This is a genomic window from Brevundimonas sp. UBA5713 (assembly GCF_002419815.1).
Classification (GTDB): domain Bacteria; phylum Pseudomonadota; class Alphaproteobacteria; order Caulobacterales; family Caulobacteraceae; genus Brevundimonas.
Map to the genome: position 1 here is coordinate 188881 of NZ_DIGV01000016.1, position 24853 is coordinate 213733.

The 24853-nt window shown below is 62.4% G+C and carries 21 protein-coding genes; 11 read left to right on the plus strand and 10 right to left on the minus strand.

Features of this window, described 5'->3' with window-relative positions; all coding sequences use genetic code 11:
- Positions 1 to 9 precede the first annotated feature (9 nt).
- The 7 genes from mnmG to hemE form a co-directional block, all read right to left on the minus strand.
- On the minus strand, positions 10 to 1923 hold the full coding sequence (mnmG, locus tag B3B04_RS03275; RefSeq protein ID WP_409516039.1) for a tRNA uridine-5-carboxymethylaminomethyl(34) synthesis enzyme MnmG: 1914 nt from the start codon (positions 1921 to 1923) through the stop codon (positions 10 to 12).
- 51 nt (positions 1924 to 1974) lie between these two features.
- Entirely contained in the window at positions 1975 to 3288 is a 1314-nt protein-coding gene (gene mnmE / locus B3B04_RS03280) for a tRNA uridine-5-carboxymethylaminomethyl(34) synthesis GTPase MnmE (RefSeq protein WP_292039827.1), read from the minus strand.
- A gap of 10 nt (positions 3289 to 3298) precedes the next feature.
- Entirely contained in the window at positions 3299 to 3538 is a 240-nt protein-coding gene (locus B3B04_RS03285) for a DUF6489 family protein (protein WP_292039829.1), read from the minus strand.
- Positions 3539 to 3599: 61 nt separating this feature from the next.
- Complete coding sequence (rho, locus tag B3B04_RS03290; RefSeq protein ID WP_292039831.1) at positions 3600 to 5078, minus strand: transcription termination factor Rho; 1479 nt, start codon at positions 5076 to 5078, stop codon at positions 3600 to 3602.
- A gap of 245 nt (positions 5079 to 5323) precedes the next feature.
- Positions 5324 to 5791, minus strand: coding sequence for a CopD family protein (locus tag B3B04_RS03295; protein ID WP_292039833.1), 468 nt, complete (start codon positions 5789 to 5791; stop codon positions 5324 to 5326).
- Between the two features lie 27 nt (positions 5792 to 5818).
- The gene (hemH, locus tag B3B04_RS03300; RefSeq protein WP_292039834.1) at positions 5819 to 6889 is read right to left on the minus strand and encodes a ferrochelatase; all 1071 of its coding nucleotides are present in this window, start codon (positions 6887 to 6889) and stop codon (positions 5819 to 5821) included.
- 2 nt (positions 6890 to 6891) lie between these two features.
- The gene (gene hemE / locus B3B04_RS03305; protein WP_292039836.1) at positions 6892 to 7926 is read right to left on the minus strand and encodes a uroporphyrinogen decarboxylase; all 1035 of its coding nucleotides are present in this window, start codon (positions 7924 to 7926) and stop codon (positions 6892 to 6894) included.
- A gap of 612 nt (positions 7927 to 8538) precedes the next feature.
- On the opposite strand from hemE, the gene B3B04_RS03310 reads away from it, so the two are divergent.
- Genes B3B04_RS03310 through dnaQ form a run of 5 tightly spaced genes read left to right on the plus strand, consistent with a single transcriptional unit; the run spans position 8539 to position 12165 of the window.
- Positions 8539 to 9408 carry a pyruvate, water dikinase regulatory protein gene (locus tag B3B04_RS03310; protein ID WP_292039838.1) on the plus strand — a complete coding sequence of 290 codons (870 nt, stop codon included), beginning with the start codon at positions 8539 to 8541 and terminating at the stop codon, positions 9406 to 9408.
- The gene (locus tag B3B04_RS03315) at positions 9405 to 9995 is read left to right on the plus strand and encodes a Maf family protein (RefSeq protein ID WP_292039840.1); all 591 of its coding nucleotides are present in this window, start codon (positions 9405 to 9407) and stop codon (positions 9993 to 9995) included. Before B3B04_RS03310 ends, B3B04_RS03315 begins: the two co-directional genes overlap by 4 nt.
- Complete coding sequence (gene aroE, locus B3B04_RS03320; protein WP_292039842.1) at positions 9992 to 10816, plus strand: shikimate dehydrogenase; 825 nt, start codon at positions 9992 to 9994, stop codon at positions 10814 to 10816. The genes B3B04_RS03315 and aroE overlap by 4 nt, the downstream gene beginning before the upstream one ends.
- Positions 10813 to 11433: a dephospho-CoA kinase gene (coaE, locus tag B3B04_RS03325; protein WP_292039844.1), complete on the plus strand. Its 621-nt coding sequence runs from the start codon at positions 10813 to 10815 to the stop codon at positions 11431 to 11433. Before aroE ends, coaE begins: the two co-directional genes overlap by 4 nt.
- Before the next feature lie 6 nt (positions 11434 to 11439).
- Entirely contained in the window at positions 11440 to 12165 is a 726-nt protein-coding gene (gene dnaQ / locus B3B04_RS03330) for a DNA polymerase III subunit epsilon (RefSeq protein ID WP_292039846.1), read from the plus strand.
- A gap of 66 nt (positions 12166 to 12231) precedes the next feature.
- Here the strand turns inward: dnaQ and secB are convergent, their stop codons facing one another.
- On the minus strand, positions 12232 to 12756 hold the full coding sequence (secB, locus tag B3B04_RS03335; RefSeq protein ID WP_292039848.1) for a protein-export chaperone SecB: 525 nt from the start codon (positions 12754 to 12756) through the stop codon (positions 12232 to 12234).
- 270 nt (positions 12757 to 13026) lie between these two features.
- Between secB and timA the strand changes: the two genes are divergently transcribed.
- Both timA and B3B04_RS03345 read left to right on the plus strand, forming a co-directional pair.
- The gene (gene timA / locus B3B04_RS03340) at positions 13027 to 13674 is read left to right on the plus strand and encodes a TIM44-related membrane protein TimA (protein ID WP_292039852.1); all 648 of its coding nucleotides are present in this window, start codon (positions 13027 to 13029) and stop codon (positions 13672 to 13674) included.
- Between the two features lie 38 nt (positions 13675 to 13712).
- Positions 13713 to 14825: an MltA domain-containing protein gene (locus B3B04_RS03345; protein WP_292039886.1), complete on the plus strand. Its 1113-nt coding sequence runs from the start codon at positions 13713 to 13715 to the stop codon at positions 14823 to 14825.
- Here B3B04_RS03345 and B3B04_RS03350 read toward each other — a convergent pair whose 3' ends face one another.
- On the minus strand, positions 14826 to 16325 hold the full coding sequence (locus B3B04_RS03350; protein ID WP_292039855.1) for a helicase HerA-like domain-containing protein: 1500 nt from the start codon (positions 16323 to 16325) through the stop codon (positions 14826 to 14828).
- Positions 16326 to 16488: 163 nt separating this feature from the next.
- On the opposite strand from B3B04_RS03350, the gene B3B04_RS03355 reads away from it, so the two are divergent.
- The 3 genes from B3B04_RS03355 (at position 16489) to B3B04_RS03365 (ending at position 23511) form a co-directional block, all read left to right on the plus strand.
- Positions 16489 to 17628, plus strand: a complete 1140-nt coding sequence (locus B3B04_RS03355) for an AI-2E family transporter (protein WP_292039857.1) — start codon at positions 16489 to 16491, stop codon at positions 17626 to 17628.
- A gap of 423 nt (positions 17629 to 18051) precedes the next feature.
- Positions 18052 to 22899: an NAD-glutamate dehydrogenase gene (locus tag B3B04_RS03360; protein ID WP_292039859.1), complete on the plus strand. Its 4848-nt coding sequence runs from the start codon at positions 18052 to 18054 to the stop codon at positions 22897 to 22899.
- Positions 22900 to 23043: 144 nt separating this feature from the next.
- Positions 23044 to 23511, plus strand: coding sequence for a universal stress protein (locus B3B04_RS03365; RefSeq protein WP_292039862.1), 468 nt, complete (start codon positions 23044 to 23046; stop codon positions 23509 to 23511).
- A gap of 16 nt (positions 23512 to 23527) precedes the next feature.
- Here B3B04_RS03365 and B3B04_RS03370 read toward each other — a convergent pair whose 3' ends face one another.
- The gene (locus tag B3B04_RS03370; RefSeq protein WP_292039887.1) at positions 23528 to 24097 is read right to left on the minus strand and encodes a NifU family protein; all 570 of its coding nucleotides are present in this window, start codon (positions 24095 to 24097) and stop codon (positions 23528 to 23530) included.
- Between the two features lie 131 nt (positions 24098 to 24228).
- On the opposite strand from B3B04_RS03370, the gene B3B04_RS03375 reads away from it, so the two are divergent.
- Positions 24229 to 24804 (plus strand): helix-turn-helix transcriptional regulator, encoded by a 576-nt coding sequence (locus B3B04_RS03375; RefSeq protein ID WP_292039864.1) that lies wholly within the window; start codon positions 24229 to 24231, stop codon positions 24802 to 24804.
- Positions 24805 to 24853: the final 49 nt, after the last annotated feature.

Consider the following 24853-nt stretch of genomic DNA (forward strand, 5'->3'; position numbering starts at 1 on the left):
ATTCCGCTCTTAGGCGACGACAGTTTGCAGATCGGCTTGCAGCGAGGCTGCCTTTTTGACGTGCGCGAGCAAGGCCGTCAAAGCCCCTGGCGTCATGCCTTCGATACGGCCCGCCTGCCCCAGGGTCTGCGGGCGCACCATCGACAGCTTCTCGCGCACTTCATTGGACAGGGCTCCGATAGCCGAATAGTCGAGATCGGCAGGCAGTTTCAGCCCCTCTTCACGACGCAAGGCCTCGGCGTCCTGCACCTGACGATCCAGATAGCCGGCATAGACGGCGTCAATCTCAACCTGCTCGCGGACGGCGGGTGTCCAGCCCGCTATCTCGGGCACCACGCTGACGAAATGTTCCAGAGACACGTCGGGGAAGGACAGCAAATCGCGTATCGAGCGGCGCTGACCATCGGCGTTGACAGTGATGCCAAGTGCACCCGCCTCTTTGGGCGTAAACAGCGTTTCACGTGAAACACGGTTCGCCGAGTATAACCGGTCAGCCTTCTCGAGCCATACTTTCTCGCGATCGGTACCCACAACACCGGCTTTGATACCCAGCGGCGTCAGGCGGATATCGGCATTGTCGGCGCGCAGGGTCAGACGATATTCGGCGCGGCTGGTGAACATGCGATACGGTTCGGTGACCCCGCGGGTCACCAGATCATCGATCATCACGCCGATATAGGCTTCGTCGCGACCAAAGATCACGGCGTCATTGCCTGCGGCATGACGGGCAGCGTTCAGGCCCGCAATCAGGCCTTGGGCTCCTGCTTCTTCATAACCGGTCGTGCCATTGATCTGGCCCGCCAAATAGAGGCCCGGACGTTTCTTGACTTCCAGCGCAGGGGTCAGTTCACGCGGATCGACATAGTCATATTCAATGGCATAGCCGAAGCGGAAGACTTCGACGCTCTCAAGCCCCGGCATGGTGCGCAGGAACGCCATCTGCGTGGCGTCCGAAACCGAGGTCGAAATGCCATTCGGATAAACCGTCGGATCGTCCAGACCTTCCGGCTCGAGAAAGACCTGATGGCTCGTCTTGTCGGCGAACCGGACGACTTTGTCTTCGATAGACGGGCAATAGCGGGGACCACGACCCGACAAACGACCCCCATAGACAGCGCTTTCGCCGAGGTTGTCGGCAATGATGCGATGGGTCTCTTCGGTCGTGTGGGTAATGCCACACGCGATCTGCGGCACTTCGATTTTGTCGGTCAGGAAGGAAAACGGCACCGGCTGATCGTCAGCCTGCTGCATCTCCAAACGGTCCCAAGCAATCGTACGGCCATCCAAACGCGCGGGTGTACCGGTCTTCAAGCGACCCATCATTAGATCCGCCGCATGCAGATCAGCGGCCAGACCGGTTGACGGTTCCTCGCCGTGGCGGCCCGCAGGAATGCGCAGGTCACCGCGATGGATTACGCCATTCAGGAAGGTGCCTGTAGTCAAAACCACGGCCCCTGCCCTAAGGGTTTCACCCGCGGCAGTCGTCACGCCGACCACGCGGTCACCATTCAGGATCAGACCTTCGGCCGTGCCAGCCATCAGGGTCAGGTTCGGGTAATCTGCCAACTCAGCCTGCATAGCTTCGCGGTAAAGCTTGCGGTCGATCTGGCTGCGCGGGCCGCGCACAGCCGCCCCCTTGGAACGATTAAGCAGACGGAACTGGATGCCCGACCTGTCGCCGAGACGCGCCATGACGCCATCGAGGGCGTCGATCTCGCGCACGAGGTGGCCCTTACCCAGACCGCCGATGGCCGGATTACAGCTCATCTCGCCGATGGTTTCGAGCTTCTGGCTCAACAGCACGGTGCGCGCACCAAAGCGAGCCGCTGCCGTGGCGGCTTCACAACCAGCATGGCCACCGCCGATGACGATGACGTCGAAATGGTAATCCGGGGTCGAACTCATGCGGTTCACATAGTGCATCCGGCGGCAAATCTCTACCGCCCGAAGCATCACGGTTTCACGTGAAACCGCCTATTTACCGATACAGAAGGAGGAGAAGACCTCCCCCAGTATGTCTTCGACACCAATGGCTCCCGTGACGCGAGCCAAGGCATCGGCGGCGCGGCGCAGATCGTCGCCTGCCATTTCGGGTGCAATATCCAGTGCGCGACGTCCTGCCTCCACCGCGGCCAGCGCCTCGACCAGACGGCGACGGTGGCGTTCTCGCGTTACAGCAGGGAAGTCAGCACCCGATAGGTCACGGGCCAGACGCGCCGAAATCCAGTCGTGAAGTTGGCTTAGCCCCTGTCCCGTCGCGGTGCTGACCGTCAGGGCTTCAATGTCGGGAACGGCCTCTAGGGTGCCCAAGTCAGCCTTATTCAAAATCTGAAGATCGGACGAACGGACGAAACTGGCCGCCGGATCGTCGCCCTCGGTCTGCGATGGGGAACGGACCCACAGGCGAAGGTCGGCACTTTCGGCACGCGCGCGCGCGCGACGAATGCCTTCGGCTTCGACAGGGTCGTCACTCTCGCGAAGACCCGCGGTGTCCGACAGAGTTACCGCATAGCCGCCGATCATGATGTCGGCATCCAGCACATCGCGTGTGGTGCCCGCAATCGGGGTGACAATGGCGGCTTCGCGCGCGGTCAGTGCGTTAAACAGCGAAGACTTGCCCGCATTGGTCTCGCCGATCAGGACGATGCGATAGCCCTCGCGCACACGGCGGCCACGATCGGAATCTTCCAAACCCTTGCGCAGGTCCGACGCCAGTTGGTCCAGAACCGGCCCTGCGGTACGCGCCAGATTGTCCGGCACCTCTTCATCCGGAAAGTCGATTTCGGCCTCAACCAGAGACAGGGCTTTCAGCAGATCGCGGCGGAAACGGGCGTAGGTTTCAGATAGCGCACCGTCCAGCTGTCCCAGCGCCTGCGCCTTCTGGGCCTCGGTTTCGGCGTCGATCAGGTCGGCCACGGCCTCGGCCTGCGCCAAATCCATACGGCCGTTCTGGAAGGCGCGGCGGGTGAACTCACCGGCTTCGGCCGGCCGCAGGCCTTCGGCGATCAAGGCCTTGCTGGCCGCTTCGATGACGGCGCGACCACCATGCAGATGCAGTTCGACGCTGTCTTCGCCCGTATAGGAATTCGGTCCCACAAAACGCAGGATCAGCGCCTGATCCACCAGTTGTCCGTCGTGAGTGATGTTGCGCACCGACGCCAGACGCGGCTTTACGCCCCCTGCTCCAATGCGTTCCAGAACCTCGGCGGTGTCTGGGCCAGAAACACGGATGATCGCCACCGCCCCGCGCCCCGGCGGGGTGGCAAGCGCAAAGATGGTGTCAGTCATGGATTACGCCTCAGCCCTTGGTCTGGCCGGTTACTGCCGCTTCCATCAGGCGACGGAACTGATCCTGAGCCTGAACGCCAAAGGCCGTCCAGGATTTCATCAGTTCCTCGGGTTGCATGGCCGCCATATTGGCCGTCATGCGCTTTTGCATCTCTTCGACAAGCCGATCATTCAGAGGAGCCACGTCGGGCAGGCCCATAAAGGCCCGCGCCTCCGCCGGTGTGCAGTCGATCTCGATGGTGACCTTCATTGCACTGGGCTCCTCTGTTTCACGTGAAACACCGGTATGTCCGGTCTTACTGCTAAGCTTGTTAGGTGTTCATCGACTGGAAGAAGTCGCCGTTGTTCTTCGACTGGCGCAGCTTGTCGAGCAGGAACTCGATCGCATCCTGCGGGCCCATCGGGTTGAGGATACGGCGCAGGACATAGGTCTTGGCCAGCTGATCTTTCGGCGTGATGAGGTCTTCCTTACGCGTACCCGACTTGAGCACGTCGATGGCCGGGAAGATGCGCTTATCGGCAACCTTGCGGTCCAGAACGATTTCCGAGTTACCAGTACCCTTGAACTCTTCGAAGATCACTTCGTCCATGCGCGAGCCGGTGTCGATCAGGGCGGTCGCGATGATGGTCAGCGAACCACCCTGCTCCACGTTACGGGCAGCACCGAAGAAACGCTTGGGACGCTGCAGAGCGTTGGCGTCCACACCACCGGTCAGCACCTTGCCCGACGACGGTACAGTGGCGTTATAGGCGCGGCCCAGACGGGTGATCGAGTCCAACAGGATCACAACGTCCTTCTTGTGCTCGACCAGACGCTTGGCCTTTTCGATCACCATTTCAGCCACGGCGACGTGACGCGAAGCCGGCTCGTCGAAGGTCGAAGCCACAACTTCGCCCTTCACGGTGCGCTGCATGTCTGTCACTTCTTCAGGGCGTTCGTCGATCAGCAGAACGATCAGGAAGACTTCCGGATGGTTCTTTTCGATCGACTTGGCGATGTTCTGCAGCATCACCGTCTTACCGACGCGCGGCGGTGCCACGATCAGGCAGCGCTGGCCCTTGCCCAGCGGAGCGACAATGTCGATCACGCGGCCCGAGCGGTCTTTCAGCGTCGGGTCCTGGATTTCCATGTGCAGACGCTCTTCAGGATAGAGCGGCGTCAGGTTGTCGAACAGGACCTTGGTCTTGACCGTTTCAGGGTCTTCGAAATTGATCGTGTCGACCTTGAGCAGGGCGAAGTAACGCTCACCCTCGCGCGGGCCGCGCACGGCACCGTGGACAGTGTCGCCCGAACGCAGGCCGAAGCGGCGGATCTGCGACGGGGAAACATAGATATCGTCCGGACCCGGAAGATAGTTGGCGTCAGGGCTGCGCAGGAAGCCGAAGCCATCCGGCAGGATTTCCAGCACGCCCGAAGCGATGATCTCGACTTCTTCGTCGGCGAGGGTCTTCAGGATGGCGAACAGCAGGTCCTGCTTGCGCAGATTGCCGGCGTTCTCGATGTCCAGACCTTCGGCAAAGGCGACCAGATCTTCCGGCGTCTTTTCGTTCAGTTCCTGAAGCGTGATGCGACCGTTCGGGACGATCGGCTCACCGTCATCATCCTCGTCTTCCTCAGCCGAGGTGTCGATGCCGCTGTAGTCATTTTGAGCCGGTTCGTCAGACTCAACCGGTTGCTCTGCCTCGGCGGCGGCCGGTTTGACACCGCCCAGCGTCAGGGTACGGCGCGGACGCTCACCTTGAGTTTCCTGAGTGTTTTCAGTGACTTCGTTTTCAGGCGTGTCGGTCATAATACAGGCTCATACGCTCAGCCGCGCGCGGATGGCGGGCGGTTGGCAAGACTTCGCAGGTTGTAACGGCCAAGCCGCATCAGGGGAGATGGTTGCCTCCAGTCAGCAGAAAGACCGGAAACCATCGAAAGAGAGGTGCCGCGCTGTCATTTGACCCCACGGTTCGCCCAAGCGAAACCACGGAACGCCCCTGTGGGTCAAGTGTCGTGCGGCCCTGCCCGCTTAGAAGTGATGGGGCGAGGCGCTTAGGCACCCCACTCCAGCGTCACCGACAACACCATGACGATGGCAATCAGGAACGGCACCTCATTGCTCATGCGCCAGAATTTGCTGGAACGGGTCGAGGTGCCATTGGCGATTTTCTTGCGGCTGGCGGCCAGAAAGCCGTGCCAGCCCAACAGGGCCACAACACCCAACAGTTTGACCATCATCCATGGCTCGTGCGCGAATGACCAACTGCCCAGCATCTGGGCTCGCAGCCAAAACAGCAACACGCCAAAGATCAGCGATAGGATCATGGCCGGATTGATGATGATGCGGAGCAGGCGCGCCTGCCACGTGCGCAACAGGCCCTGCATCTCCGACTTCAGAGGCTCGGCCTTGGCGTTCTGTTCAGCGTCATAGGCATAAAGGCGCGGCAGATAGAGCATGCCGCTCATCCAGGCGATCACCGCCAGAATGTGCAGGCCGCGGGCAAGATCATAGGCGTTCATCGTGATCCCCGTCGTTAGATCAGTAGCTTATGCCACATGGATGGCTGCGTCAGCCTTGGTTTGCGCGTTCAGAAACCGGCCATCGCAGGCGCACGAACCATTGCCGCAACGTTCGGTCTGGGCTCCGAGACTGCTCAAGGTCTCTTCCGTCAGTGTACGGATGAACTCGGCATGATCACCGACTGCCGGTGCTCGCAGATAGGGCGCACAAACGACCTCATGGGCCAGTTCACCGTATTCGTGATCCAGTTCGACCAGTGTCTCGATATGTTCGGACACGAAGGCAATCGGCACCACCACCGCGCCGACGCCATCAGCCGCCGCTTGTTTGATCGCGTCCGGCGTGGCTGGCCCCAACCATTCCAGAGGCCCCACCTTGGACTGATAGCAGATGGCCCAGTCTGTCAGACCCAGTTTAGCGACCACAGCCGCCACCGTCGCCTCGACCTGCGCCTGATAGGGATCGCCCTGTTTGACCAGTTTGGACGGAATGCCGTGCGCCGAGAACAGCACACGCACCGGCTGCTCCCCGGCCTTGGCCAGAGTGTCACGGATCAGCTCGGCCTGAGCGGCAACAAAGCCTTCCGATTGCGGATAGCAGCAGATCACGCGCTCGGTGCCCGTGCCCTTATAGGTCTGGCGCCACAGCTTGAGGGAGCTGGCCGTCGTGGTGGTCGAATATTGCGGATAGAGCGGCAGTAAGACCACTTCATCGGGGCGGAAAGCCTCGACGGCGCGGGCAGTTTCTTCGGTGAACGGATGCCAATAGCGCATGGCGATGAAGACGCGCGTCTCGTCCTGCGGCAGACGGGCGTTCAGCTGCGCCTCCAAGGCTTCGGCCTGTTTGCGCGTTTCTGGCAACAGCGGCGAACCACCGCCCATCAGCGCATAGTTCTCCTGCGCCGGTTTTTCACGGCGGGACGAAATCAGCTTGGCCAGTGGCGTCCGCACAATGCCCGGCAGGTTGATGATCGCCGGATCATTGAACAGGTTGAACAAGAAGGGTTTGACGGCGTCAGGACCATCGGGCCCGCCAAGATTGGCCAAGACCACCGCGATGCGGCGGCCCGATCCCGATTTCAGCGGTGTGACCGACATGACTATTGCGCTCCTATGCGCTTCAACACTTGCTCGACGTGCGCGATCGGTACATCGGGCATAATGCCATGGCCGAGATTAAATACCCACGGCCCCTGCCCCCAGGCTTCCATCAACTGATCGACGCGGCGGTCCAGCGCGTCGCCGCCTGCACGCAGCAGCAGCGGATCGAGGGCACCTTGAATGGGTTTGATAGCCTGAACGCGCTTGCCTACTTCCAGCGGACAGGCCGTGTCCAACGCCACGGCATCAACGTCGCATTCGCGCGCATAACGTTCAGCCAGAGCTGCCGAGCCACGCGGGAAACCGATCAGCGGTACGGTCACTCCCAACTCACGGGCGCGGGCGACCAGCTTCTGGTGCGGCTTCAGCACCAAGGTCTCGAAAAGATCATCGGGCAGGCCCTCGGCCCAGCTTTCGAAGATCTTGAGCACCATGGCGCCCGCATCCTGCTGCATCTTCAGATAATGGGCGGTGCTTTCGACCAGCACATCAAGAACCGCTTCGACCTTCGCCGGATCGGCATAGGCATAGGCCCGTGCCGCGGCCCGTTCGCCTTTGCCGATGGTGCGCGCTTCGCCGTCCAGCATATAGGTCGCGACTGTCCAGGGTGCTCCCGCAAAGCCGATCAGCGTCTTGGACGGGTCCATCTGCGCCCGCACCAGTGACAGGCTCTGACCCACCGCCTTGAGGGCTTCGCCCGCAGACGGAGCCAGTTCCGTCATCTGTTCGATAGACGGAAGTGCACCCAGACGCGGACCTTCTCCGCCTTCAAACCAGACCTTCTGACCCAAAGCTCCCGGGATCAGCAGGATGTCGGCGAAGATGATCGCTGCATCAAAGCCGTAACGACGCAGCGGCTGCATCGTCGCCTCGGCCGCCATTTCGGGGTTCAGGCAGAAGGAAATGAAATCCGGCGCCTTGGCCCGCAGCTCGCGATACTCCGGCAAATGACGGCCAGCCTGACGCATGAACCATACGGGAGGACGGGCGGTCGTTTGGCCCTGAAGAGCCTGGATCAGAAGTGGGGTGCTCATGAGGCTAGGTTTTAGCCGTCCCCGAGCCCCAACCTCAACTCAAATCGAAATAATAGAATTTATAGAAAATAGTCTTTGAAGAGGGGCAGTGGACCGCGGGGATAGTTTTTGATTGTCCCTCCGAGGGATGAACTTCTCCCCTTGAGACGACGAACGATTCCAGAGGGCTTGAAACGGCCCTGTGAGTTTTGTGGAAAAGCCGTGAAACATCCAGTTTAATTGGACTTGGCCTTGGGCGCCATTGTGGGTGAATCCACGGGCGCCAAAATTGGATGACGAGTCTTACCCACACAGTGGGAAAAATAACTGGCGCCCAAGTTCACGGGCGGGGGCGCCGTTTACAACTTTGGCGCCCAGTCTCCACCAAGGTTCAGGACCGACCCTCGTGGGCGCCCATTCGGCGCCCATGGTTCTGAATTCGGCGCCCCCGCTTTTCCACAGTGAAAGGGAGGGTGTGGGCGCCGAATTGGGCGCCGAATTCGCAGTTGGGGCACCCTGATCGTCGCTGTGGCGCCAGAAGCCTCTTCGAGAGCCTCTGCGGTGCCTATGGCTTGGGCACGCCAAACGGGTTTAGAACCGTGCGATGCCAAGCCCCCGACAGAAGGAACTGTCATGAGCCCTGCCCGTCCGGCCGGACCGTCGCGTCTCGCGACCTATTTCCACGTCCATCTGGTGTCGGATTCTACCGGCGAGACTCTGAACGCCATGGCCAAGGCCGTGGTGGCGCGCTTCGACAAGGTCATTCCGATCGAGCACATCTATGCGCTGGTGCGTTCGCCGCGTCAGATGGACGAGGTTTTGGCCGAGGTGGCCGACGCGCCCGGTCTGGTGCTGCATACGGTGGTGGATCCCGAGCTGCGTGAACAGCTGGAACGGGGCTGTAAAGCCTTGGGCATTCCCCAGATCGGCGCGCTGGACCCGCTGGTTCGTGCTTTGTCCCATTATCTGGGGGCCGACATCTCGACCCGCGTCGGGGCCCAGCACACGCTGGATACCGGCTATTTCAACCGGATGAGCGCGCTGGACTACGCCATTGCCCACGATGACGGGCAAGGAACATTAGAGGAACTGGAACTGGCCGATGTGGTCCTTTGCGGGGTTAGCCGGACGTCCAAGACCCCGACCTGCATCTATCTGGCCCATCGCGGCATTCGCGCCGCCAATGTGCCGCTGGTACCGGGCAGTGAGGATGGCGAGCGCCTGACACGTTTGCAAAATCCGCTGGTGATCGGCCTGACAGTCTCTCCGGATCGTCTGGTGCAAATCCGCCGCAACCGCCTGGATAGTCTGAACCAGATGCAGGAAACCGATTACGTCGACCATGACGCGGTGCGGGCCGAGATCATCAAGGCGCGCCGTGACTTTGAACGTCGTGGCTGGCCGGTCATCGATGTGACGCGTCGTTCGGTGGAAGAGACGGCGGCGGCCATCGTCAATCTGGTGAATGCACGGCGTAACCGCCGCATGGGAGTACCCGCATGAGTTTGAACCGCCTGATCCTTGCCTCCAAAAGTGCCGCGCGCCGCGAAGTGCTGGCCAATGCGGGCGTCAACTTTGATGTTCAGGTCGCGGGCGTGGACGAGGATGCGCTGAAGGTCCCCGGCGCTGATCCGCGTGAACTGGCGATCGAATTGGCCAAAGCCAAGGCTCTGGCCGTGTCGGTCCAGCACCCTGAGGCGGTGGTCCTGGGCGCCGATCAGACCTTGGCCTTTGACGGTGGGCTGATTTCCAAGGCCCCTGACCTGCAACAGGCTCGAGCCCGTCTGGCGGATATGCGTGGTAAGCCCCATCAGCTGCACTCGGGTGTGGCATTGGCCAAGGGCGGCCAGATCATCTGGTCCGGTGCAGACACCGCCCATATGGTGGTGCGTGATTTCTCCAGCGCCTTCTTGGATGCCTATATCGCGGCAGAGGGCGAAGAGCTGCTCTATTGCGTCGGCTCGTACCGTCTGGAGGGTATGGGCTCGCAACTGTTCGACAAGGTTGACGGTGACTATTTCACCGTGCTGGGCATGCCCTTGTGGCTGGTGCTGGAGCAACTTCGCCGCTTCGAGGTCTTGCCGCGATGAGCCGGATTACCGGAGCCGTAAAAGTCGGTGGCGTGGTGGGGCAGCCCGTTGCCCATAGCCTCAGCCCGTTCATTCATAATCTGTGGCTTGAGACGGCGGGGCTGGACGGGGCCTATGTGGCTTTTGCGCCCAAGGATGCCGAAGGGTTCGATGCCCTGTTGGCCGCAGGCCGCGCAGGGCTGATTGCGGGCGTCAATGTCACGGCACCATTCAAGGAACAGGCCTTTGCCCGTGCCGATCGGGTGACCGAGGCGGCCAAACAGGTGTCTTCAGCCAATATCCTCGCCTTTCGCGAGGGGCAGATCCACGCAGACAGCTCTGATGGCGCAGGCGTCCTCTATGCCTTGGCGCAGCAGGCACCGGCCCTGACCCTGAGAGATGCCCATGTGGTGATGTTGGGCGCTGGCGGGGCCAGCCGTGCGGCCTCTGGAGCACTGCTGGCCGCAGGGGCGCGTCTGTCGATCCTGAACCGGACGCCTGAGCGGGCGCAAGCTCTCGCCGATGATCTGGGCAGCGGTGTCTCGGTGGCGACAGATGAAAGCGTGCTGGAAAGCGCCGATCTGATCATCAATGCGCTGAGCGTGCCGCCGCATATCGATCTGCTGCGCCTGCCCGCCTCGGCGGTGGTGATGGATATGACCTATCGTCCGGTGGTCACGCCCTTTCTGGCAGCCGCCAAGGCGCGCGGTCTGACGATTGTCGATGGTCTGGCCATGCTGATCGGTCAGGCCGGAGCCGGCTTCGAGGCCATCTTCGGTCAAAGTCCGCCGGATATGGATATGCGCGCGGCCCTCATGGCCCATCTGGGAGAGACGGCATGATCCTGCTGGGACTGACAGGCAGTATCGGTATGGGTAAATCCACTACCGCGGGCTTTTTTGCTGAAGCGGGGGCGGTGATCTGGAACGCCGACGAGGCCGTGCACCGCCTCTATGCCGCTGGCGGTCCTGCCGTGGCCCCGATTGCCGAAGTCTTTGACGGTGTGGTGGTCGACGGCGCGGTAGACCGCACCCGTCTGGCCGCGGCCTTGGGGCAGGACGAGGCGGCCTTCAAAACTCTGGAGGCCATTGTCCATCCGCTCGTGGGCATGGACCGCGCCGAAGCCTTGGCCGAGGCGCGCGAAAGAGGCGTGAAACTGGCGGTGGTCGATATTCCCCTTCTGTTCGAGACGGGCGGCGATGCCTTTGTCGACGCGGTGGTGGTGGTCTCGGCACCCGCCGAAGTGCAGCGCCAGCGTGTCTTGACGCGTGAGGGAATGACGCAGGAGCGGCTGGACGCCATATTGGCGCGTCAGATGCCGGACGCTGAAAAACGCGCCCGCGCCGATTTCATCATCGATACCAGCGTCGGTGTGGACCACGCCCGCGATCAGGTTTTGGCGGTTGTCGAAACCGTGCTGGATCCGGCGTGGACATCGCCGCGCCGATCGGGTCAATAAGCCGTCATGCGTGAAATCGTCCTCGATACCGAAACCACCGGCTTTGACCCCAAGACCGGAGACCGCCTGATCGAAGTGGGCTGTATCGAGATTGTCGACCTGTTGCCCACGGGGCGGACCTTCCACCGCTATGTGAACCCCGAGCGGTCGATCCCCGAAGACGCCATCAAGGTGCACGGCATCACCGACGACATGGTCAAGGATGCGCCGATCTTTGCCAAGATGGCGGACGAGCTGCTGGAGTTCATCGGCGATGCGCCGCTGGTGGCCCACAATGCCAGCTTTGACCGCAACTTCATCGACTGGGAACTGCTGCTGGCACACAAGCCGCAGACCGGCGAGGCACGCTGGATCGACACCTTGGCCATCGCCAAGTCGAAATTCCCGGGCCAGCCCAACACGCTGGATGCCCTCTGTAAGCGTTATAAGATTTCGCTGGCCGACCGGACGTATCACGGCGCCCTCATCGACGCCCGTCTGCTAGCCGAAGTCTATCTGGAGCTGCGCGGCGGCAAGGAGCGCTCCTTCGATCTGACGACCCACAGCGCGGTGGCCGCTAATGGGCTGGTGCCGGTGCAGGGCCGTGTCCAGTACGGGGCCCGCCCGCGTCCCCTGCCCTCGCTGCTTACGCCGCAAGAAGATGCCGCACATCGCGCGTTTCTGGCGCAATGGGTCAAGGACCCGATCTGGACCCGCTTTGGTGTGGATCCGGCCCCCAAGGAAGACGCCTGATCCCAAGACAAAAGGCCCGCCGCGAACGCGACGGGCCTTTTTAGTTTGTATCGCTAAAAAGCGTGATCAGGCCTGGCCGGTTTCTGCCGGCGAGCCAGCGATCTGCTGCTGGCGAGCCACATAGATGGCCGCAAAGTCGATCGGATCGACCATGAACGGCGGGTAGAAGCCGCCGTCAGCAGTTGCCTGGGCGATGATCTGACGGGCAAACGGGAACAGGTAGCGCGGGCACTCGATCAGCAGCATCGGCTCGATGTCCTGCGGAGCCACGCCGTGCAGGGCGAACAGACCGCCATAGACCAGCTCGACGTGGAACACCGGGGTCTTGTCTTCGGCGGTAGCCTTGACCGAAATCTTCAGGTCCACCTCGAACAGGCCGTCTGGACGGCCACCGGCGTTCATTTCCACGCCCATGTCGATGGCCGGTTTGCCTTCGATACGCAGGCTTTCCGGTGCCTTCGGGTTTTCGAACGACAGGTCGCGGACGAATTGGGTCAGGATGCGGAAGCCCGGACCTTGCGGCTGACCTTGGGCCTGATCGGCTGGCGGGTTTTGGCCGTTGGTGTCGGCGGGCGGCGTGGCGTCAGTCATGTCGAAAAGCCGTCTTTCGAAAAAGTCTGTGAATGGCCCTCTTGGGCGGCTCTAGCGAGCACCGTTTGAGGCAAGCCTGTGGCGGGCGGGTAGCACGTTGAGGCTATCGGTCGCAACGTTTCCCATAGGGGGAATGGGACTGATTATCTTGCGTCACAGCCCATCCATCCTTAATCACTGTGAATGAGATCATTGTCCCTCAGATGGGGCGGCCGACGCTTCCGCGTCCCGCTACGAGCGGCAAGGGCTTGAATACGCCAAGGAATATCCGTGTCCCAGACCTTTACGATTGTGCTCTATGCTGTGATCGCAGCTGTATTGCTGTTCATGCTCTACAATGTGCTGGGCAAGAAGGTGGGGCGCCAACCCGAAGATCAGGCCAAATCCGGCAAAAAGCCCATGCCGCCGATCGGCCTGCCGCGCGCGCCGGTCACGCCTGACCCCAAGGCTGCCGCTGCGCCGACCATCGACCCGTCTATCGCTGCGGCCATCAAGGGCCTTAAGGAACGCGATCCGTCGTTTGATCATGTGCGCTTCCTCGAAGGCGCCCGTCAGGCCTATGAGACTATCGTGCGCGCCTATGCGCGTGGCGACCGAGAGGCACTGCGCCCGCTGCTGACCGAGCGCGTGATGAAATCCTTCGACGCGGGTATCACCCAGCGCGAACAGCGCGGCGACACCGAAACGGTCGAGCTGGTATCTCCGGCCCGCGCCGATATCGAGTTGGCCGATGCGCAAGGCAATCTGGCTTCGGCCCGCGTGCGTTTTCTGGCCGAGGTGCGCAACACCCTGACCACTGCAACGGGTGAAACCACCACCGACGAACGCCGCACCGCCGAGGTGTGGACCTTCGAGCGTCAGCTCGGCACCACCGATCCGAACTGGGTGCTGGCTAAGGTAGAGGCCGCCACGGCCTAAGGGCCCTTGGCGCGGCACAGGCGGGAGTAGGCGTAGTGATGAAATGGATCCGGCCCGCAGCGGTTGCGGCTTTGGCAGTTGCGGCGGCGTCGTGTGCATCGTCACCCAAGGTGCCTCAGCCCTATCCCTATCCGGTACAGCCCCCGGTTCAGCAGCCCGCCTATCCCCCGCAGACGACGCCTGTGGCTCCGCCTACCGGCCCGCAGCCCTATGGCCTGCCGCTCAGCGCCCTGCCCGGTTGGGAAAACGAAGACCATCTGTCGGCCCTGCACGCGTTTGGCGCGGGATGTCCGGTGCTGCGTTCGCCCAGCCGCGTGTGTCAGACAGCACGTGATTTTCTCGCCCGTCAGCCATCTCCCAGCGACGCCCGCAGCTTCATCGAGCAGAACTTCACCGCTGTGGAAGTCCGCAATGATGATGGCTCCAATGGCTTGCTGACGGCCTATTTCGCGCCGGAATATCCGGCCCGCGCCTATCCGGATGCCGAGTTCGATGCACCCGTGCTCAGCCGTCCGGCCAATCTGGCCAATGTAGGCGACCGCGCGGCGATCGAGGCGGGCTCGGCCCAGTCGCAGGCGCTGGCGTGGATGCGGGCCGAAGACCTGTTCTTCCTGCAAATTCAGGGCTCGGGCAATCTGACCTTCCCCGACGGTCGTCGCATGCGTGCGGCCTATGCCGCCGATAATGGCCAGCGCTTTGTCGGTATTGCCCGTCCGATGGCGGATCGGGGACTGCTGCCGCGCAACGGCACGTCGGGCGATGCGATACGGGCATGGCTGTCGGCCAATAGAGGCCCTGTCGCGCGGGAGGTCATGCACCTGAACCCGCGCTATATCTTCTTTACCCTGAGTGCTGACGATGGTCGCGAGGCCGTGGGTGCGGCCAATGTTCCCTTGCCCGCCCGCCGCTCTATTGCGGTGGATCCGTCGCACTGGTCCTATGGCGAAGCGGTCTGGATCGAGGCCGACGGCGGCAATCTGATTGGCGCAAAGGCCAGCTATCGCGGCATGGTCATGGCGCTGGATACCGGATCGGCTATTCGCGGCAAGGTCCGCGCCGATCTCTATATTGGTACCGGCGACGCTGCAGGAGCCGAAGCGGGTGCCGTCCGACACCCGCTTCGTATGTGGCGCCTGATGCCGCGATCCTGATCAGCGGCGCTTACGTCCGCCCAGCACGCCGCGCAAAATCTCGCGCGTGATCGCGGCACCGGCCGTGCGAAGCACTGTCTTGGTCAATGCCTCCATGGGCGTCTGACGGTTTGAGGCGCGCTTGGCCGGAGCCTTGGCTTTGGCCGCGTCTTTTTCGGCCTTGGCACGGGCTTTTTCAGCCTCTTCGGCGGCCTTGGCATCGGCATTAATGCGTTCGGCCTGTGCCTTGCGGGCTTTCAGGATTTCCTCGGCGCTCTCGCGGTTGACGGCGGTGTCATAGACGCCGCGAACCGGGCTGTTCTGGATGACCTGAGCGCGCTCGGCATCGGTGGCCGGACCCAGACGCGAGTCCGGCGGGCGTACCTTGGTCTGGGCGACCACCGTGGGGGCCCCCTTCTCGTCCAGCAGCGAGACGAGAGCCTCGCCCACGCCCAGCGCCTGAATGGCCTCTGCCGTGTCAAAGCCCGGATTGGCGCGGAAGGAGTTGGAGGCGGCGCGCAGACCCTTTTGCTCGGCAGGCGTATAGGCACGCAGGGCGTGCTGGATGCGGTTGCCCAACTGGGCCAGCACGCTGTCGGGGATATCGGCAGGGTTCTGGGTGACGAAATAGACGCCCACGCCCTTGGAGCGGATCAGGCGCACGACCTGTTCGATCTTCTCCAACAGGCCCTTGGGCGCGTCCTTGAACAGCAGGTGGGCCTCGTCGAAGAAGAACACCAGCTTCGGTTTGTCCGGGTCGCCGATTTCGGGCAGCTCCTCGAACAGTTCCGACAGCAGCCACAGCAGGAACACCGCATACAGACGCGGGCTGTTCATCAACTTGGTGGCGTCCAGCACATTGATCTGGCCCATGCCGTAGGGGGTCTTGATCAGGTCGTCCAATCTCAGGGCAGGCTCACCGAAGAAGGCCTTGCCGCCCTGTTGCTCCAGCTGCAGCAGGGCGCGCTGGATGGCCGCCACCGACTGGGGCGAGACATTGCCGATCTCGGCACCGATCTGTTTGGCGTTCTCCGACACATAGGTCAGCAGGGCGCGCAGATCTTCCAGATCGAGCAGCAGCAGGCCTTCCTTGTCGGCGACGTGGAAGGCGATCGACAGCACGCCCTCCTGCACATCGTTCAGCTCCAGCATGCGCGACAGCAACAGAGGGCCGACATCCGACACCGTGGCGCGGATCGGATGGCCCTTTTCACCGTAAAGGTCCCAGAACACGGTCGGGGCTCCTTTGCCGTGAAGCTCCAGACCCATCTTGCCCGCGCGCTCGCCGAACTTTTCGGTACCGCCCGCCTGGCTGATGCCGGACAGATCGCCCTTGATGTCCGCGCAGAACACCGGAACGCCCTGATCTGCAAACCCTTGGGCCATGATCTGCAAGGTCACCGTCTTGCCAGTGCCTGTCGCCCCCGCAACGATGCCGTGGCGGTTGGCCCGGTTCAGCAACAGGCGCTGCGGCTCACCGTCGAAGGATTGGCCGATAAATAAAGATGGGGCGTCGGTCATGAAGTGCTCCGCGATTTGGAGCTATGCTGCGTTGTCGCGCGCGGCTTAGCAAGCGGTCCGAAGCGCAGGATTTGTAAAGTAAAGCTTGGCATTAATGCGCGGCTTTGGAACCATCCACTTTGCAAGCGATTGTGCTGTGCCGAGCCCGAGAGAGTAAGCCGAGATGAAAGTGCCCATTCATTCTGATGCTGCGGCCGCATCACGCAATGCCGTGGTTCTGGTGGCGGTCGTCGCGGCGGGCGCGGCGCTCTATTGGCTGCGGGACATTCTGACCCCGCTGGCCATGGCCCTGTTCCTGATGATCATGATCGCAGGCATCGAGCGCTGGATCGTGACCAAGACACCGGTTCCGGAGCGCTTCGCGGGTGTGACAGCGATCGCCCTGGTCGTGATCGGCTTCCTTGGCTCTATCTATATTATAGTTGAAGGGGCGGCGGGCTTCTTTACCGACGCCTCGGGCGTGGCAGGCAGCATCGGCCCGCGCATCGACCAGATCAGCCGCGATGTCAGTGGCATGGTGGGCGTATCCAATCCGCCAACCTTGCAGGACATGATCGCGGGTGTGGACTTGCGCGGCTGGCTGACGGCGGCGGCGTTTCAGGTGCAGGGTGCGGCTTCCAGCGCCTTCTTTGTCATGATCTACCTGGGCTTTCTGCTTGTCTCGCGCAAAGGCTTTGGCAAGAAGATCGTCGGCATGTTCCCTGACCGTGCCAACCGTCAGGAAGCCGTGCAGGTGTTTGAGCGGGTGCGCGGCGGTGTCGAGGGCTATCTGTGGGTTCAGGCCGTGACCGGCGTGATGATCTGCATCGTGGCCTGGATACTGATGCGCGCCGTGGGCCTGCAGAATGCCGAGTTCTGGACCTTCGTCATCTTTATCGTGGGCTTTATTCCGATCCTGGGTGGCGCGATTGCCGGTCTGGCCCCGCCGCTGTTTGCTCTGGTTCAGTTCGAAAGCTACTGGCCTGCTCTGATCCTGCTGGTCGGCCTGCAGATCGTTCTGTTCATCGTCGGCAATATGGTCCAGCCGCGTATGCAGGGTGACAACCAGAACATCGACCCGATTGTCGTCCTGCTGGCGTTGGCCTTTTGGGGCAAGATGTGGGGCGTGGCGGGCATGTTCCTGTCGACCCCGCTGGCCGTCATGGCCATGGCAATTCTGGCGGAGTTTCGTGGTTCTCGCTGGATGGCCGTGCTGTTGTCCGGAGATGGAGACCCCTATCCGGAAGATCGCAAGGGTTCGAAAGCCGAAAGTGACACAAAACCGTCGTTATTCTCCCGCTTGGGCAAAAAGCTTGGCTTATAATCACGATTAGGCTGAAATTTTTCTTCTATTGGTCCTTGATTCGCCTCAATCAGCCTCTATCTCACAATCATCGAACGCAGCCCCTCCCCCTCCCCTCCCCCCGGGGCTGCTTCGTCCAAGACCGGTGCTTTCCCTCCCCCTCCTAAGCATCGGTCCGAGCAGGCCGTCGAACCCGCTTCGACGGCCTTGTTCGTTTCTGGGATCCGGTTTCGCGCAGTGACGTCGATTTAGGCTGGAATGGGGCGTAAATTTCAAAGCTTCGCCATAGTTTGGAACAGCGTTCTTTGGCTATGGGCCTTTCACGCAACATTGTGCGCTGCACACTGATTTTCGGACCGGTCGGCCACTATGCATTAACGCGCATGACGCTAAGGTAGGTTTCATGTCTGGTGGCCGTGTGGCCGCGTTTGATGAGAAATAGATATGTCCGCCGCTTCGCGTCCTGCTCCTGCCGTGCCGGCTACTTTGGAGGCGCTCGAGAAAGCCTTTGCTCAAGTGGCTTCGGGACCGCCGGGCGCGTTCCAGTCCTCGCTGCTGGCGCAGGTGATGGAGGACTATGAGGCGGACGAAACGCCGGAGCTGGGTGCTGAGGATCTGGCGGTACTGCTGGCCAATGTGGTCAAGGCCGATCAGGAGCGCGAGCCGGGCTCACCAGCCATTATCAAGGTCAGCCCTCTGTTGAACGCCAAGGGCCAGAACAGCGGCTATGACCACGTTCTGATCCTGCAGGACGATGGCCCCTTCCTGGTCGACAGTGTGCTGGGTGAACTGGCCGACGCCGGTGTGACCGTGCGCGCCTTCTACCATCCCATCATCGAGATTTCGGCTGGGCGCCGCGACTCCCTGATCATTCTGATCATCGACCCTCTGCCGCAAGAGCGCCGCGACACCCTGGGCGAGGGTCTGGCCGCGGCCATGAGCGATGCGCGTCTGGCCGTTCAGGACCATGGCGGCATGATCGAGATGATGGACGGGGCCATCAACCGTCTGAAAAACACTCCGCCAAAGGGCGTGGATGCAGAGGTGGTGGCAGAGGCGGTCGCCTTCCTCGACTGGGCCCGTGCGGACCATTTCGTCTTCCTCGGTGCGCGCGAATATGACTTCCCGCTGAACTCGGCCGGTGAATCCGAAGCCGAGGCCCCTCTGGACAAGACGCCGGAAGGTCTGGGCGTGCTGCGCGATGCCGAGCGCCGTGTGCTGCGTCGTGCATCGGAACCGGCTGTGCTGACCCATGCCATGAAGCGCCAGTTGGACCAGAGCGAGCCGATCACGGTCGCCAAGTCCAACCTGCGCTCGCGTGTGCACCGCCGCGCCTATATGGATTACGTCGGCGTCAAACGTTACGACGATCAGGGCCGCGCCGTGGGCGAGACCCGCTTTGTCGGCCTGTTTACCGCCGAGGCCTATGACAAGACGGCCAAGGAAGTGCCGCTGATCCGTCGCAAGGTCGCTCACGCGCTGGAGCGTGCGGGCAAGGCACCGGGCACCCATAACTACAAGCGCCTGAAGAATATCCTCGAGAACTATCCGCGCGACGAACTCTTCCAGATTTCGGAAGACGAGCTGCTGGATACCTCGCTGGGCATTCTGCACCTGTATGACCGCCCGCGTATTCGCCTGTTCACCCGCCGCGATCCGTTCGACCGTTTCGTGTCGGTGCTGGCCTTTATCCCGCGCGAGCGTTTCGATGCCGCCCTGCGCGCCCGCATCGGCCGTATCCTTGCCGAGGAATGGGGTGGCCGTGTCTCGGCCTGGTATCCGCAGCTGTCGGATCAGCCGCTGACCCGCGTGCACTACATCATCGGCGTGACGCCGGGTGATCATCCGGTGCCGGACCACAAGGCGCTGGAGGCCCGCGTGGCCGAGGCGGGCCGTTCGTGGATTGACCGCTTCGAAAGCGCCCTGCGCGCCGCCGAGTTTGACGAAGTGGCCGTGGGCCCGACCAGCGCCAAATGGGCGGACGCCTTTGGTGCGGGCTACCGCGACCGCTATGACGCTGCCGAAGCTGCTCAGGACCTGAAGCAGTTCGACCGTCTGACGACTACGGGCGAAGGCGATGGCATCACCGCCGAGCCGGTGGCTGTGCGCGCCTTCCGCACCGTATCGGAAAGCCCGCTTCAGTTCCGCTTCAAACTCTATCGCCGTGGCGGCGCTGTACCGCTGTCGGATGTTCTGCCGATCCTGGCCGACATGGGCCTGAAGACGCTGGAAGAGTCCGATCACGTCGTGCGTCCGATCGGCGACGATCCGATCTACATCCACGACTTCCTGCTGGAAGACCCGCGCGGTGAGGCGCTGGACTTCGCCGACATCAAGGGCCCGTTTGAACAGGCGTTTGCCGCCGTGTGGAACGGTCGGACCGAGAGCGACGGCTTCAACCGTCTGGTGTTGGAACTGGGTATCGACTGGCGTGAAGCGGCCCTGATCCGGACCCTTGCCCGCTATCGCCAGCAAACGGGTCTGGACCCGTCGCAGGCCGTGCAGGAAGAGGCTTTGAAGCTGTATCCGGCGGTGTCGCGCGCCATCCTGTCGCTGTTCAAGGCCAAGTTCGATCCGGCCGCCGGTGGTGACGCCGCGTCGCGCGAAAGCGAAGTAGCCCGTATCCAGTCGGACATCGCCACCCTGCTTCAGGATGTGGCCAGCCTTGACCATGACCGTGCGCTACGTCGTATTGCCGATCTGATCGGCGCGCTGAAACGCACCAACTTCTATCAGGACAAGCCGCACATCTCGATCAAGATCGCACCGCGCGAGATCGAGGACATGCCGCTGCCCAAGCCGTTCCGTGAAATCTTCGTCTGGGCACCGCACGTCGAGGGCGCCCACCTGCGCTTTGGTCCGGTGGCCCGCGGCGGCCTTCGCTGGTCGGATCGCCGCGACGACTTCCGCACCGAGGTTCTGGGTCTGGTGAAGGCCCAGCAGGTGAAGAACTCGGTCATCGTGCCGGTCGGCTCCAAGGGCGGTTTCTATCCGAAACAGCTTCCGGTCGGTGGTGACCGCGATGCGATGCAGGCTGAGGCCATCCGCGCCTATAAGACCTTCCTGTCGGGCATGCTCGACATCACCGACAATATCGTCGGCGAAGGCGCGCCGGTGCGTCCTGAAAACGTGATCGCCTGGGAAGGTGACGACCCCTATCTGGTGGTGGCCGCCGACAAGGGTACGGCGACCTTCTCCGACATCGCCAACGGCGTGTCGCAGTCCTATGGCTTCTGGCTGGACGATGCCTTCGCCTCGGGTGGCTCGGCCGGTTACGACCACAAGGAAATGGGCATCACCGCACGCGGTGCATGGGAAGCCGTGAAGCGCCACTTCCGCGAGATGGGCAAGGACATCCAGTCCGAGCCTTTCACTGTGGCAGGCGTGGGCGACATGTCGGGCGACGTGTTCGGGAACGGCATGCTGCTGTCGAAAGCCATCAAGCTGGTGGCGGCGTTCGACCACCGCGACATTTTCCTTGATCCGAACCCTGATCCCGCCAAGTCGTGGGAAGAGCGCAACCGCCTGTTCAACACCCCGCGCACCTCTTGGCAGGACTATGAAAAGAGCCTGATCTCCGAAGGTGGAGGCGTCTTCCCGCGCGGCGCCAAGTCGGTCACGCTGACCCCGCAGATCAAGGCCATGCTCGACATCGAGGCCGACGTGGTTACCCCGCAAGAGCTGATGCAGGCGATCCTGAAGTCGCGCGTCGAGTTGCTCTACTTCGGCGGCATCGGCACCTACATCAAGGGCGCGGGCGAGACCAATGCCCAGGCCGGTGACAAGGCCAACGACAGCATCCGTATCAACGGCGGCGAGGTGCGCGCCGCTGTGGTGGGTGAAGGTGCCAACCTCGGTGCCACCCAACTGGGCCGTATCGAAGCGGCTCGAGAAGGCGTTCGCCTGAACACCGACGCGATCGACAACTCGGCAGGCGTGGACTCCTCTGACCATGAGGTGAACATCAAGATCCTGACGGGCGGCGCTATCGCTGCGGGCAACCTGAAGGCCGAAGAGCGTAATGCGCTTCTGAAGTCGATGACCGAAGAGGTGGGTCTGAAGGTGCTGGCCCACAACTATGACCAGACCCTTGCCGTCAGCCTGCAACAGGCCGAAGGGGCCGCGGCTCTGGATGCCCAGCAGCAGTTCATGCAGTCGCTCGAAGCTGAAGGTAAGCTGAACCGCGTGGTCGAGTTCCTGCCCGACGACGCCAAGCTTGCCGAGATGAAGAAGGATGGCGAGGGCCTGACCCGTCCGGAACTGGCCGTGCTGACCGCCTATGCCAAGCTGGAGCTGTCGGACGACATCGTCGCCTCGCAAGCGCCGGAAGATCCGTTCTTCGAAGATAGCCTGCTGCGCTATTTCCCGGCTCCGCTGGCGAAGTTCGAAGCCGACATGGCCGGTCACCGTCTGCGCCGCGAGATCATCGCGACCGTGATGGCGAACGAGATCGTCAACATGTGCGGCCCGACCTTCCCGGACCGCCTGCGCGCGGCCGCCGAGTGCGACACCACCGCCATGACGGTCGCGTTCGAGGCCGCTCGTCGTATCTTCCGCCTCGATGAGGCATGGGATGCCGTGTCGGCGCTGGACCTCAAGATTCCGGCAGAGGCGCAAATCGCCCTCTATCAGGAAATCGCTGTAGTCCTGCGTCGCCAGACCTTCTGGCTCGCCCGCCGGGCTGCGCGTCAGGAAACCAGCGTCGGTGGCCTGATCGAGAAATACCGCCCGCACGCCGATGCCCTGCGTCAGGCGGGCGGCGGTGTTCTGTCGCGCTTCGAGCAAGGTCGTCTGGAAGAACGTGTCCAGCGCTTCGTCGACATGGGCGCGCCGGAAGAGCTGGCCCGCACGGTCGCCATGCTGCGCCCGCTGGTCGCGACGGCCGACATCAGTGATCTGGCCGATGAGGCTGGCTGGTCTGCTCCGGATATGGCCCGCCTCTACCATCAGGTCGGTGCGGCATTCGACTTTGACCGTCTGCGTGTCGCCGCAAGTTCGATGAAGTCGGGTGATCATTTCGATCGTCTGGCCGTGCGCCGTCTGGTGCAGGACCTGATGACCGAGGAAATGACCCTGACCCGTGCGGTCGCAAAGACCTGCGGTTCGGAAGTCGGTGAAACCGAAGCCAAGGCCGAGCAGGCCGTGGATGCGTGGATCGGCCAGCGTCTGCCGGCGGTCGAGGCTCTGCGTGGCTCGGTCGACGAGATCGAAGCCTCGGGCGCAGGCTGGACCTTTGCCAAGCTGACGATTGCCAATGCGGCCATTCGCGAGGTCATCTCCAGCGAGGCCTAAGGCCGAACGAGAGTGCAATGAAATCAGGGCATCCGGTCTATCCGGGTGCCCTTTTTTCTGATCTGACGAAGGCGTGAGAGGACTTGGCCTCGACTATCCCATCGGTTTAGGTGTGCGCCTGTCGAACAAAGACGGAGGGGCCGTTTGCCTAGAAAATTTCTCGTCGTTGTAGACGATACACCTGAAATGGATGCCGCGCTGGCCTACGCTTCGCGGCGGGCCCGCAATACCCAAGGCCATGTGGTGCTGCTGCGGGTTCTGCCCGATGCGACCGATGAGCATTGGTCCGGTGTGCGCGATGAAATCCGCCGCCAGAATCGCGAGGAAGCCGAAGCGCTGCTGAACAAGCTGGGCGAAAAGGTCGCCGAGCAGTCCGGCTCGCCGCCCATCTATCTTATCTATGAAGGCGATCCCGTCGCCGCCGTACGTCGCGCCGCCGCCGAAGACCCCGGGATCAAAATCCTGGTGCTGGCCACGGCCACAGGCTCGCGCGGGCCGGGACCGCTGGTCACGTCCATCGTCAAACAAGGGATCGGGGTTCAGGGGCGCAAGCTGCCGGTGACTTTGGTGCCGGGCGAACTGTCCCCCGAGGATATCGACGATCTGGCCTAAGCGCTGACGGGTGGCCTTAGATCACCTGCTCGACGGCATTCACCTCGGGCACATAGTGGCGCAGCATCTGCTCCACACCGGCTTTCAGAGTAGCCGACGACGACGGACAGCCCGAGCAGGCCCCGCGCATGCGCAGCTTCACAATGCCGCTTTCGTGGTCAAAGCTGTCGAACAGGATGTCTCCGCCATCCTGCGCCACGGCGGGGCGAATGCGGGTGTCGAGCAAGGATTTGATCTCGGCAACGATCTCGTCGTCTTCGCCATCCGAGGCATGACCATCGCTGCTGGCGACACCGCCGCTACGCAGCAGGTCTGCACCCGACACAAAGTGGTCCATGATGACGGACAGGATCGGCGGCTTCATTTCGGACCAGTCCGGCGCGTGCACGTCGCGGGTCACCGACACATAGTCGGCCCCGAAGAAGACGCCGGAAACGCCTTCCAGTTCGAACAGGGCTTCGGCCAGCGGCGAGGCGGTGGCCTCGTCGATGGTGCGATACTCCAGCACAGCCTGCGGCGAGACTTCGCGGCCCGGCAGGAATTTGAGCACCTTCGGGTTGGGCGTGGGTTCGGTCTGAATGAACATACAGCGCAGATGCGCCTTCTGACCGCCCGGTTCAAGGGGGCGGAGCGTGATCGGCATCTGCACGGGATGCATTTAATGTTTCACATGAAACGCTCTCGTAACATCGTTCGGTTTACGACATAGTGCGCGCCATGAGTGAGCAGGCAGAAGCATTGCGTTTGGGGGAAGCCCTGGCCCAGCTCCGGAGGGAGCGCGGCCTCAGTCAGGCCGAGGCCGGAAACCGGATAGGCATGACCAGTCAGGGATGGGGCCTGTATGAAAGTGGCAAGCGCGCCGGTCTGTTTCGTCCGGATGTGCAGCGGCGCCTGACGGGGGCGCTGGATGCCACGGTCGAGGACCTGCATTTGCTGATCGGCGGACCGGTCACCTCCCCTGCTCGAGCAGTGGCCGCCACGGGCATGGAAGCCCGCCATCGGGGGTTTGAGGGGCCATCCGCACTCGGTAAATCTCGCCTGCGTCTGGATACGGACGACATGGCCCCGTGGGCGTTTGCCGGCGTTGTGCTGGAATATGTTGAGGGTCAGTGGCCCCGCCGCGATCAAGGCTGTGTGCTGGACTTTGATGACGGCCAACGGCTGGTACGCCTGTTCGCCCGCTCAGATGCCGCCGAGGTCTGGGTCCGTGATGCTGCCGGACACGAGGAGGCCATTGCCCGAGCCCGTCTCGCTCGCGTGTCGGCAGTGGTCGCTCGCCTAGAAGACGGATGAAACAAAATCGTTGATATATACTCTTGGTTGTGAAACAGTGTTATCTGCA